This window comes from Xenorhabdus hominickii, from assembly GCF_002632725.1.
In the GTDB taxonomy this organism is placed as follows: Bacteria; Pseudomonadota; Gammaproteobacteria; order Enterobacterales; family Enterobacteriaceae; genus Xenorhabdus; species Xenorhabdus hominickii.
The window spans coordinates 166,806-177,941 of the sequence record NZ_NJAI01000007.1; the positions used below are offsets into that span (position 1 = coordinate 166,806).

At 43.5% G+C, this 11,136-nt stretch carries 12 protein-coding genes and 2 pseudogenes; 8 read left to right on the forward strand and 6 right to left on the reverse strand.

From position 1 onward, the window contains the following. Positions 1–134 precede the first annotated feature (134 nt). The 3 genes and pseudogenes from Xhom_RS27965 to Xhom_RS19710 all read left to right on the forward strand — a co-directional run. A complete protein-coding gene (locus Xhom_RS27965; protein WP_145957481.1) occupies positions 135–671 on the forward strand; it encodes a hypothetical protein in 537 nt (178 codons plus the stop codon). 210 nt (positions 672–881) lie between these two features. Further along, positions 882–2,135, forward strand: a pseudogene (locus Xhom_RS19705) (VapE domain-containing protein); the annotation flags it as partial. 337 nt (positions 2,136–2,472) lie between these two features. Further along, positions 2,473–2,781 (forward strand): annotated as a pseudogene (locus Xhom_RS19710) (antiterminator Q family protein); the annotation flags it as partial. A gap of 193 nt (positions 2,782–2,974) precedes the next feature. On the opposite strand, the gene Xhom_RS31110 reads toward Xhom_RS19710, so the two are convergent. Next, positions 2,975–3,148 (reverse strand): hypothetical protein, encoded by a 174-nt coding sequence (locus tag Xhom_RS31110; protein WP_169928491.1) that lies wholly within the window; start codon positions 3,146–3,148, stop codon positions 2,975–2,977. A 28-nt stretch (positions 3,149–3,176) separates the two neighbouring features. Between Xhom_RS31110 and Xhom_RS19715 the strand changes: the two genes are divergently transcribed. Both Xhom_RS19715 and Xhom_RS19720 read left to right on the forward strand, forming a co-directional pair. After that, complete coding sequence (locus Xhom_RS19715) at positions 3,177–3,386, forward strand: hypothetical protein (protein WP_069318439.1); 210 nt, start codon at positions 3,177–3,179, stop codon at positions 3,384–3,386. 256 nt (positions 3,387–3,642) lie between these two features. Further along, entirely contained in the window at positions 3,643–5,070 is a 1,428-nt protein-coding gene (locus Xhom_RS19720; RefSeq protein ID WP_069316130.1) for a hypothetical protein, read from the forward strand. Between the two features lie 680 nt (positions 5,071–5,750). On the opposite strand, the gene Xhom_RS19725 is transcribed toward Xhom_RS19720, so the two are convergent. The 5 genes from Xhom_RS19725 to Xhom_RS19740 all read right to left on the reverse strand — a co-directional run bounded on the left by Xhom_RS19725 (position 5,751) and on the right by Xhom_RS19740 (position 8,257). Further along, on the reverse strand, positions 5,751–6,143 hold the full coding sequence (locus Xhom_RS19725; RefSeq protein WP_069316129.1) for a DUF1240 domain-containing protein: 393 nt from the start codon (positions 6,141–6,143) through the stop codon (positions 5,751–5,753). Between the two features lie 545 nt (positions 6,144–6,688). Then, a complete protein-coding gene (locus Xhom_RS19730; RefSeq protein ID WP_069316128.1) occupies positions 6,689–7,114 on the reverse strand; it encodes a hypothetical protein in 426 nt (141 codons plus the stop codon). A gap of 136 nt (positions 7,115–7,250) precedes the next feature. Continuing rightward, positions 7,251–7,550, reverse strand: coding sequence for a hypothetical protein (locus Xhom_RS19735; RefSeq protein WP_069316127.1), 300 nt, complete (start codon positions 7,548–7,550; stop codon positions 7,251–7,253). Positions 7,551–7,568: 18 nt separating this feature from the next. Continuing rightward, on the reverse strand, positions 7,569–7,709 hold the full coding sequence (locus Xhom_RS37615) for a hypothetical protein (RefSeq protein ID WP_232326311.1): 141 nt from the start codon (positions 7,707–7,709) through the stop codon (positions 7,569–7,571). Continuing rightward, positions 7,682–8,257 (reverse strand): terminase large subunit domain-containing protein, encoded by a 576-nt coding sequence (locus Xhom_RS19740; RefSeq protein ID WP_069316126.1) that lies wholly within the window; start codon positions 8,255–8,257, stop codon positions 7,682–7,684. The genes Xhom_RS37615 and Xhom_RS19740 overlap by 28 nt, the downstream gene beginning before the upstream one ends. On the opposite strand from Xhom_RS19740, the gene Xhom_RS34270 reads away from it, so the two are divergent. From Xhom_RS34270 to Xhom_RS19755, 3 genes are all read left to right on the forward strand, one after another. Beyond that, a complete protein-coding gene (locus tag Xhom_RS34270) occupies positions 8,250–9,869 on the forward strand; it encodes an HlyD family type I secretion periplasmic adaptor subunit (protein ID WP_145957483.1) in 1,620 nt (539 codons plus the stop codon). The two genes, Xhom_RS19740 and Xhom_RS34270, sit on opposite strands and share 8 nt — an antisense overlap. 121 nt (positions 9,870–9,990) lie before the next feature. Continuing rightward, entirely contained in the window at positions 9,991–10,578 is a 588-nt protein-coding gene (locus Xhom_RS19750; RefSeq protein WP_071933856.1) for a DUF5625 family protein, read from the forward strand. A gap of 29 nt (positions 10,579–10,607) precedes the next feature. Further along, entirely contained in the window at positions 10,608–11,051 is a 444-nt protein-coding gene (locus Xhom_RS19755) for a DUF5625 family protein (RefSeq protein WP_169928494.1), read from the forward strand. The last annotated feature ends 85 nt before the right edge of the window (positions 11,052–11,136 follow it).

Genomic DNA, 11,136 nt, shown 5'->3' on the forward strand with positions numbered 1-11,136 from the left:
GATTTGTGACAATAACGGCAATAGACGTCAGCTTTGGCCATGCTTTACCCTTAAAAGGCGGGAAGCATATCACAACAACTAACTATTTAATACATGACCGCGCGTCGTCGCCGTACTGCCAGTGCAGGTAACCTGTGCTATTTACCGTTAGATCTGGACGGTATCACCCAGAACGGGTGGGACTGTATCAGAGAAATTTTATCTACTTACCGTGGATTCGCCTACACCACGGCCAGCCATGCGCACTCGGTTGTACAGGGCGTATTATCCTCTCCCCGTCGCGCGAGGTTTCTCCTACTAAAAAACAGCTGTTGTTACAGGCGATTCAGTCCGAAATTATGAGCATTGTCGATTTGCTCTATGATGGCCCTGCAAAGTGGGACGATTCGGTTTACCGTCCCGCACAAATGGTTTTCCTGCCTGACGAACGGGCGCAGTTTTGGTCATTTGGCGGGGCCGAAGTTGATGTCGATACGCTACTGACCACCGTACCGGTACCTACTGAAATCCCAGACGAGACCGAACATGACGACCTCACGCGCTTGGTGGATTTGGAAAATATAGATAATAACATGTTTGATGATCTGCGCTCGGCGCTCTGGCATTCCAGCCTGTTACAACACGCTGAAAATTATCCCTCGTGGGCGGCAATGGGGAACCGGTTAGCGTGATTCAAAGACACTGACCACGAAGAAAAGGCCAAAGCTCTATGGGTAGAGTGGTCAGCCAAAGTCGATAAAGGTGATCCTGAAGCCGCAGCTAACAAATGGGAAAAACTCACCGCTGACCGTACGGGTTTTCAATCCATTTTCTCGTTGGCACAAAAAGCAGGGTGGGTGAATCCCGGAGCTGAACGCTTCCAGTCTGCCGTTGCTTGTGTTGATGATTTTGAAGATGTGATAGGGGAACTTACTGAGCCCGCGTTCTTACCCTCGTTCAAACGTGATAAGTGGGGGCAAATTGAGGCAACAATAGAGAACGTCACCAAAGCTGTAATGCGTCCTGATTTTATCGATGTGGAAATTCGTTTCGACCAGTTCCGTGATGAAATTATGTTCGCCCCCGCAGGGACTGAGCAATGGCAAACATTTGGTGACGCTGATTATGCTCGGCTACGTATCACACTGGAGAAACGTAATTTCAAACCTGTAGGCCGCGAGCTGATCCGGGATGCAGTGTTGTTGGCGGCTGACGAGAACCCTTTTGATTCCGCTATCGCATGGCTAAATGGCCTGAAATGGGATGGCGTCCCGCGCATTGAACAGTTCTACCACACTCACTTGGGGACAGAAGATACTCCGTTTACACGTGCGGTTTCTAACTATATGTGGACTGCATTAGCTGGACGGGTATTAAAACCCGGTATCAAAGCTGACATGGTGCCCGTTTTAGTGGGGAAACAAGGCTGTGGGAAGTCGTCCGGTGTCGCGGCACTTTCCCTTGTTCCTTCTTTTTTTACTGAAATCTCATTCGCTGAGAAAGATGATGATCTGGCCCGTAAGATGCGTGGGCGTTTAGTGGCTAAAATCAGTGAGTTAAGAGGGTTGAATACTAAAGAACAAGAGGCTATCAAGGCGTTTGTCACCCGCACGCCTGAAAATTGGATACCTAAGTATCGTGAATTTGCTACCCAGTTTCCCCGGAGAACCCTTTTCGTCGGTACGACCAACGAAGATGAGTTTTTGGACGATAAAACAGGTAACCGGCGCTGGCTACCTGTAGAGGTTAAAAAGATATCAGTAGAGGATATTAAGTCCGATCTGACCCTGCTATGGGCCGAGGCAAAAGTGATTTTTGAAGAAGACGGGATACTGTTTCGTGATGCCGAACGGTTAGCCGCGGCTGTACACGAGCAATATACCATCAAAGATGTGTGGCTAGAAACTGTTGAGCGTTGGTTAGTTACTCCTGATTTGATGACAGAAGAGATACCCCGAACTCGCGAATTTTTACGTGCAGGGGATGTTTTGCGAGAGGCTTTGAACATTGATCCCAAAAACATTGGAAGACGTGAAGAAATGCGAATTAGCAAAATTTTGCTAGTTTGTGGTTATAAACGTGTTTTAAGACGCATAAACGGGAAATCACAACGCGTTTATGAAGCCGACGTAACAACCTGTAACAACCTTGAATAGTGAGGTTGTTACATTTAATTCCATGATTTAAAAAAGGAATTGCAACCGTAACAACCTAGTTCTAACTACCCCCCAATTAGTATATAGGGGCTCTATAGGAAAGGTTAAGAAAAGGTTGTTACAGGTTGTTACACCTCTTAATTGGTAAAACTTTTCCAGTTCGCAGTGCAGGTAACAAATTGCGGCTTGGATTTGGTGAAAAAGCAGCACATGCACGTAAACACGAAGGCTTCCAGTAAAAAATTTTGGGGTACACGAAAGTACAGGACAAAATGCTATGCGTGATATTCAGCAGGTTTTAGCGCAGTGGGGTGGGTAGTCAACGTCTGAGCAGGTTCACGTTGGCTGGTCGCCGGTTGCCGCTGGATTTAGCGGTCTACCGCCCGCCAACGGGGATAATCGCCTGACATGCAGTGATGCGGACGGGCTAATCATTGACCTCTGCGTTGCACGTCTGCAGGCGATAGGGCAACCCGAAGAATTGGAATTTATTAAGCAGCACTACATGTATGGCTACTCTAAGAGGGAGATAGGACGCAGGTACGAAACCAGTGAGCGGGAAGTTAGGCACCGCATACAGTGTGCCGAACGGTTTATAGCGGGTTGCTTAGAAATTCTTGATATTCAATTGGATATGGATTTATAGATTAAAAAACAATCAGTCAAACCTGAAACATTAGTGCGACCCGCAAAAAGTGTGCTAATGTGGTAAAAATGGTTTTTTATATCCGGCGAAAAGGCTCCCACTGCGAGGAGCCTTTTCTTTTGCCCAAAATCCAAAACGGGGAAAATACAGCTTAGGCATACTGATTTGTCCGAACCTCAATAGTGGCGATTTGTTACAAAAATGTTATAGCGAAAAACAGGCTAATAGGGACGAGAAGATTGTTGTTTTCAGAGGTTACCCCACAACCCGTATGCCGGATAGGGTTCACATTATCGGTGAGGGTAACAATCTGACCGGGGATAACCTGAAGCGCGGGTAAGGTGCTGCCGGATGGGGCCATCGACATCAAAGTGACGCACCGGCAGAACACCCACATGCCCGCCCGCTTACAGAACCGGCGTATCAAGTCCATGGAGGCACAGGCACAGACGTATTATACCGAGGATGAGGCGTGTGACTTACCCGCCGGCACCCGCTTGGATGTCCGTGTCCAGATGCCGGCAGAGTCGGTGTGGAATGTGAGGCAGAAAGTAAGAGGTGACGATAAACCCATAGAAATTACAGGGTTAGAAGATACGTATTGATTCTTTTCTATCTGTGTGTAGGAAATCACACAAGTTTAATTAATTAAAAAAATAATAGAGCTGAGTTAAATTTATTATTAATTAAGGATGATGAATTAGGTTGTCTAAAATATTATTCATTTGTTTTACATTTGTTTTACATTTGGTTTTTGTAATGATTCATAATTGTTATCTATAAAGTCCACTGTATTTTCCTACAAAAAGTAAAAAGCAATATACAGAAATATTATTATTTTATTTATTTGGAGTGACGTAAATGTCAGAGTTAATGAATAGCAGTTCCGCAGTAAGCCCACAAGAATATATGAATTCACTGTATTTTGATAAGATGATATTAAATGCATCAAAGGTTGAAGATGCATTTAAAACTAATAATGTTGTTTTATTGAGAACAGCTGATATAGATGTCTCTATTGAAATACCTATCGATAAGAAATTAGTTGTTGTTCCTCCATTAGGTAGCCAATCGGTTGTAATAAGGAAAAGCGGTAAGGTTTTTACTGTAAATAAAGGTTCTCAACTTATCGCACCTTATCTAGAAGCTGCAGATTACGATATGGATGTTGTGACAGTAAATGGTTCATCCAGACCAGCAATGTTATTGGCTGTTGGTCAAGAAACAATAGTTGACGTCAACATATATGGGCATTACACACGAGGTCGTGGAATAGTTATGGATGCGACCACTGGGAGTAATGGAAAATCAGGGATTATCTCTGGAGTACATATTAAGGCAACGGTAAGGGGGATGCGCACAGCATATGAGGAAATTTTAGGCCGCACAGGAGAAGAGGAAGACGCGACATATATTAATAATAACCATATAAATTTAACTATATGGAAGTGCATGAATGGTTTGATGCAATTTGATTATGATTATTTTGGTGAAAGAGAAAAATATGGTGAAATATCGGGTAATGATTATAAGTTATATTATCAATCATCGGATGAATCAATTAATATATTAAGGCTTTGCGGTATTTTTAATGTGGTCACAGGAACAGTATGGGATACGGATTACCCTAATCTGCATCAAAAATCCATTGATATTCGAGGTATGTCTAATGTTGTTGGTTCTAAATTATTTCCAAGTATTACTTCAAATTTTGTAACAGTAGATAACTCCGAAAGTAATGGCAATACCTATATTGGAGCAGGATATGGTATTAATAGATCAGATTATTGGGGTTTAAATGTATTTAGCAATGCCAGCCTAGTTTCCCATAATAAAAACAATATTAGAAGCATTGAATCGTCACTTTTTTTCATTCAAGATGAAAAAAATGTAGCCCCCCATAGCAATTTTGTTGTTGGATCTATAAACCTAGATTATAGATTTCGATATAATCTCCCTATTATTGCAGATGGTTTTATTGTAATAGAGAATAGAAATAAATTGAGTTCTGCTAGTGTTACAGTTGGAATTGGTACTGGTTCAGAGAGTAAGCAAAAAGCAGTTAGCGATATGTATAGAGTTCCATACGAGGACGCAGTAAAAATACCAGTAAGTGTAATTATTTCAGAAAATAAGATTAAGGCTTTCTCTGGAACAACATTTTGGTATGGTTATTTAGATGATTTACCTGAAAAAAACGGAACAGTTAATGTTGTTCTTACCGTGAATTCTGATGCACCTGTATCGGTTGCGAGTGCCCATTTAACTATTAAGTGTTTATTTATGTAATTGTATTTTATTAACTAATGGCGTTGCTTTTTAAAGTACACAAGCAGCGCCATAAATTTCTTTGATTAAATTTTCATAGTCACCAGTGAACCCCTTCTCAGAATAGTAAAACATTTAATGAATCATTAGAGGGAATGCATACTTATTTTCTTCAATAATAACAATATTGCACTTATTTATGCCTATGCGAAATCCGCATAGGCATATTGAAGTTATTTTAGTGGTTAGTTGGCTTAGGGGGAGCCATTCAGAGAGTTAAAAGTGGGACATATTTGGGGCAAGCATCGAAAGGTAACTGCGGGTAGCTTTCGGTAAGATGGGACGTGTGAGCGCCGATAAATGCGTTAATTGTTGTGATTCGCAAGGTAATTTTTCTATCTTCTAAGCCGCAGGCCGCGGGTTTTTAGGGGCCAACTAAAATCACTCACTTATCTAAATGGGATAACCCTCCTCTTTTAACTCCTTGATTTAATTGAATTACAACGCCATGCAGGAAATTATTAAAATCAACAGGTTACATAAATGGGATTTAAAAGCCCTTTTAGTTTCTTTATTTCTGCATGACGCAGGTTTTAGATACGGGATTATTCGGTTTGAGCCTTACTCGCTGGACGGGACAACTAATCCCTGCATATCATGGCATCATAATAAGACTGTCACTGAGTGTGAGCTTGATAGCCTTAGTGGCAGAGTTCTTTCTCTTTCGCATACCAAGTTGGCGCTTTCGCAGACTTACGCTCGCAGACAACATACCCAGCATCCAACAATTTGAAATGCATATACAAGGATAGCGGAATACTCACGACAAACCCGAGTAATGCAATAGCGAGACAAAAACCTATAATCCGATCATGCAGTGTTATTGATTTTTTCTTTTTTTTCTTTTTCCTGTTTTTTGCTAGCTCTTCTGGCTTGCGAGTTATCCCCAGATAGATTGCAGCAAGCAAAAAATACAGCATGAGTGGCGAGAGAAAAATAATCACGAACATGACATAAGAGGATTGCACCCGGTCTTCCATCTTAAATGCCGCTATCAGTTCGCTACCCGCAGTAAAAACCCCAAAAACCAGCATCACTAAAACGGCTAATAGTCCTAAAATAACACCAACCCTTTTTTATTGTCATGACTCTCATTCCCTATGCATGTAACGTGTTGCTCTGATTATTCTGATCGTCATCAGGATTTCAAAACATGACCTTATTATCAATATTAACAATGGGCTAAATACCATAACAATATGTCCGTTTAAGAGTTAAACCTGCCATCGCTATAAAAACAAGCCTCTGTATCTTGCGCCACGCTGAATGCGTTTCTACGTTCTCGCGTTTCGCCATATTGATTTTTGGCGGTTGGCACGGCCAATAAACACCGCTGCGCGCAGTCGTGACCCCGCCGCGCCTGCCCACTAAATGCAGTGCTTTTTATGCACCTGCAAGGGATCGTTTAAAGTGCGCCAGTGCTGGCACTTGACGGGGTGTGAGATCCTTGTTTGATTTTGCGGATTGGTGCGGGAAATAAGTAGTTTTATGCAGGTAAGTATAAACGAAATATCTTACCAATGAGAGGACAGATAAACCCGTTTAAAAGTGGATTTATCTGCTGAGTGTGGTTAATAAATTACCAGAGTACTATTTTCCCATCCGCATCTCTTTTAGTTGGCGCCTCACCAAGTTCAGCATTTACGCAGAACTTATTGGCTTTCACCATAGCGTTTATACGTTCTTTCAGGCGTTTTTTATTGCTATCGCTAGCCGCATAGAAATTAATCACTGATTTACCATTTTTTCTATAAACGTCAGCTGATTCACCGTCTTTAAAACCGACTGTATCTACACTGTAACCCCAGTAATCAGGTTTATAACTATGCAAAATCAATGGATCATATGTTCCCCATTCACGAGCTAAACAACTTGCCAAATACTTCGGTTCATTGTCTGAGGTATATACAGCATAGGGCTTGCCTTTTGCAGGCGGCTGAAATTCAAGCCCAGCGCATCCAGATAGCGTTAATGCTAATACTGAAGCGGTTATAATTTTTTTCATAAAATACTCCATATTAAATAATATTATCAGTAAATTATAAGGCTATCATTTCGTGACATGTCACACCATTACAATTTTACTTCATACCAGCCCAGCCCAGCCCAGCCCAGCCCAGCCCAGCCCAGCCCAGCGCAACTCAACAGGCAGAATCACCTGACAAGCAGCATTCTGTCACCGGAAGTGCATCGCCACATTTTTCACATTGCTGTGCTGCCAGTGTTTCCATTGTCTGACGTAGCTCCACATCATCTTTGCGAATCAGCAAAGTGAGATATTCAACTAGGTCATACGGATCACGTCCCGGTCGTCTTTGCGCACAATTTCGCTTTAGCATTGCCAGTTCCTGATTATCGGCCAGCAATTCTATTTTGGTGACGCCAGCTTCCTGCTGGCGTTGACGTTGGGCGGCCTTGCGTTCTGTGGGAGATTTCGCCATTGTGTTTATTCTCCCTGATTACCAGCGTGGATGAGGCAGGCGACACAAATACAGCTCTTCAAATGCCTGCGGTGACCACATGTTACGAATCCGTTCCTCATCTAAGCGACCTTCAACATCATCAAACAACGTCACCGTATCGAAAAAGCCGATCCACACCCGATACGATTTCCAGTAAAGAACTTTTTATAAGCCTTCTCGCCGTTATCGCCTGAATCTCTGGAGGAATAAAACGTTCTATGACATCCCTCATTCATTGATAAGCTAAGAGCTAATTGCACCAGCTGAATAGGATTATCAGCCCAAGCCCACTCTGATACGTAGACATCTCCGTACAGTGCAGCAACAAGGCTGTTTTCATGTGCAAAGCGAATTTCAGCCCCATTACTGAGCCTCAACACCTGAATATCTTCAGCATTTTCGGTTAAGCATGCTTGCTGTTCAGGAAAATACTGAGCAATGTTATAAACAAAATTCTGTAGCCAGCCCTTATCAGACATAAAAATCTTATTTCGCCTTGTCCGGCAGGCATCGTTTAACGCTTCCAGAACGAAATAATAATCCGCCCCAGCTTGCCTGCACTTATGCAAAAAGCGGTTACGATGATGTTGATTAGCTTTCCAACGTTCCTGCCAGACAAATAAACCTGACTCAAATTTATGATTGATATTGTTAATGATTTCGGGCGTTAACTTTAAGGTGATCATTCAATTACAGGACAGCTTCACACGCAACGCTGAAAATCAGGCGTTTCTTGTAGAAACGGTAAACGGCATTGATACCCTGAAATCAATGGCGGTTGAACCGCAAATCATCCGTAAATGGGATAACCAGATGGCAGCTTATGTGGCTGCGGGTTTCAAAACCCAGACCTTATCGACTCTCGCCAATGAAAGCGTCTCGCTTATCGGCAAACTTGTAACGGTTGCCACACTCTGGCTGGGTGCCCGCCTTGTGATAGAAGGGCAACTGTCGGTGGGAGAACTGATCGCATTTAATATGCTGGCTGGCCGTGTCAGCGGCCCTATTATGCGTCTGGCTCAACTATGGACCAGCTTCCAGCAAACTGGCGTCTCGGTGCAGCGTCTAGGAGATATCCTCAATTCCCATACTGAATTGTCTCAGTCTACACGTAGTACGGTACCGCCGCTCAAAGGGCAGGTTACATTCGAGCAGGTGCATTTTCGCTATCGTCCCGATGGCTCTGAAGTGCTGAGTGGCGTCAACCTGAGCATTGCTGCCGGAGAGATTATTGGTGTGGTTGGCCGCTCCGGATCAGGCAAAAGTACCCTGACTCGCCTGTTGCAGCGGCTCTATGTGCCGGAGCGCGGGCGGGTGATGGTCGATGGCATGGATCTGGCATTGGCTGATGTCTCCTCGTTGCGCCGGCAGATTGGCGTCGTGTTGCAGGACAATATGCTATTCAACCGCAGTATTCGTGAAAATATCGCTTTGAGCGACCCCGGAGCGCCGATCGAAGTGGTTATGCATGCCGCCAAAATGGCGGGGGTTCATGAATTTATCCTTGAGTTGCCGGAAGGTTACGACACGATAGTGGGTGAACACGGTGCGTCACTTTCGGGCGGTCAGCGACAACGGGTGGCGATTGCCCGTGCCTTGATTGGTGATCCTCGTATTTTGATTTTCGACGAGGCAACCAGTGCGCTGGACTATGAATCTGAACGGGTGGTTCAGCAGGCCAGTGTCTTGCAGCACACTGCCGCTCAGGAGGAAGCACGGCGTCGGCGTGAAACTGTTGTTGCGCAAAATCGTTGCGCCATGCTTGACCTGCAACAGGAAGCCAACCAGAAAGCAGTAATTCTGGGGCAGGAACTGGCAAAAGCCCATCACCAGAAAAAACTGACCAGCCTCAACGCACCAGTGGCGGGCACAGTTCAACAACTCGCAGTCCATACCGTTGGTGGTGTGGTGACACCCGCTCAGTCACTGATGGTCATTGTCCCCGCAAACCAACCGATAGAAGTGGAAGCCATGCTGGAAAACAAGGATGTGGGTTTTGTCCACATAGGTCAATCGGTCACCGTCAAGGTGGAAACCTTTAATTTCACTAAGTACGGAACCGTTGATGGTGAAGTGCTCAGTGTATCGAATGATGCTATCGAAGACGAAAAGCGGGGGCTTATCTATAGCACTCGTATTCGTCTGAAGTCGGATCACCTATTGGTCAATGGTCAGCGAGTTGCACTGTCTCCGGGCATGTCGATAACAGCAGAAATAAAAACCGATCAGCGTCGGGTGATTGATTACTTCCTAAGCCCGTTACGGCAGCATATCGATGAAAGTTTGAGAGAACGATAAAAAAACCGAAGGCGCGTAAGGTGCTTTCTGTCTGATTCGCGCATTATTTTTACCGTTTTTCCGGGGTGGGATAAGTGATTATTGAGACTTTTTGCCATCTTACTTTATTGGGAGCAACAAAATGAAGGTATTACCTCGGTACTGGGGCTATCTCCTTATTTTTTTAGTTTGTGGCTGGTTAATCCTCTTTTTTTTAGGCTTTACCGGACTGGTCCGTTGTACCGGGTTCGTCTCGGGGTTAAGTGGTTGCCATCAGCGAGCGGAAACAATACGCAAACCCATTGATGTCACCAAGGCCGGTCAGTCAGTGATTTTCGATTTTGAAATCCCACAGGAGGGAGGATATCAGTTTGCTTTGCTGTTTGATAAGGGGAATGACTATGACGAAATGTTAAGACGACTTCGATTATTCGGAAGTAAATTTTACGGGAGTATTGATGAGGAGGGGGTCATCACTCCAGTTTTACTCCATCTCGTTAAAGATGGCGACCAGGTTTTTTTTGACGAGAAAATTAATGCAGGAGGAAACGACGGAGGGCTGAGTTTCTATTATGAAGAAAAATATGTGAATGCGGCTATACGGGACATTAAATCATTTTCATTATCCCCCGGGCGTTACTCTGCAGTTATTACCACTTTGGAGGATATCCCGGCCTTTAAGGGGATCGAAAGTTTTGTCGAGTTCGGCTATTACAATCCGAAAATTTGATTTTCGTAGAAAAAGTTGAGGGTAATGAGGTGAAGGTATTACAGGTATACGGAAGGTTCAAATACTGGCGCAATATTATAATCTTTTTAAGTTGTACCTGGCTGGTGGCTTGCTCTAAGCCTATTCATATCTACAAACCGATTGATATAACAAAGTCTGGCCAATCAGTAAAATTTGATTTTGAAATCAGCAAAACTGGAAATTATCAATTTGCTCTATTGTTTGATAAGGGTAATAACTACGATGAAATGTTAAGAAGACTTAGATTGTTCGGAGGTAAGTTTTTCGGAAGTACTGATGATGACGGGATAATAACCTCTATTTTACTCCATGTTGTTAAGGATGATGAGGTTTTTTTTGACAAAAAAATAAATGCAGGAGGGCATGGCTGGGGACAGCGCATAAATTATGAAGGAAGAAGTATAAATATGGCTGTGCGAAATATCAAAATACTTGAGTTACCCCCCCCCTGATTTTTCCTTTGTTCATGATCTTGCTCTCTTTAATGAAGTTAAGCAGAAAAATATGCGCTCTTATCTTGGCACAGAGCGCTATTGT

Excerpts from the sequence above, each read along its gene's own strand:
- Xhom_RS19715 (WP_069318439.1), top strand. The coding sequence starts at position 3,177 with ATGCCCGCCCGCTTACAGAACCGGCGTATCAAGTCCATGGAGGCACAG.
- Xhom_RS19750 (WP_071933856.1), top strand. The coding sequence starts at position 9,991 with ATGAAGGTATTACCTCGGTACTGGGGCTATCTCCTTATTTTTTTAGTT.
- Xhom_RS19725 (WP_069316129.1), bottom strand. The coding sequence starts at position 6,143 with ATGCTGGTTTTTGGGGTTTTTACTGCGGGTAGCGAACTGATAGCGGCA.
- Xhom_RS31110 (WP_169928491.1), bottom strand. The coding sequence starts at position 3,148 with ATGTCGATGGCCCCATCCGGCAGCACCTTACCCGCGCTTCAGGTTATC.
- Xhom_RS19740 (WP_069316126.1), bottom strand. The coding sequence starts at position 8,257 with ATGATCACCTTAAAGTTAACGCCCGAAATCATTAACAATATCAATCAT.
- Xhom_RS19720 (WP_069316130.1), top strand. The coding sequence starts at position 3,643 with ATGTCAGAGTTAATGAATAGCAGTTCCGCAGTAAGCCCACAAGAATAT.
- Xhom_RS19735 (WP_069316127.1), bottom strand. The coding sequence starts at position 7,550 with ATGGCGAAATCTCCCACAGAACGCAAGGCCGCCCAACGTCAACGCCAG.
- Xhom_RS19730 (WP_069316128.1), bottom strand. The coding sequence starts at position 7,114 with ATGAAAAAAATTATAACCGCTTCAGTATTAGCATTAACGCTATCTGGA.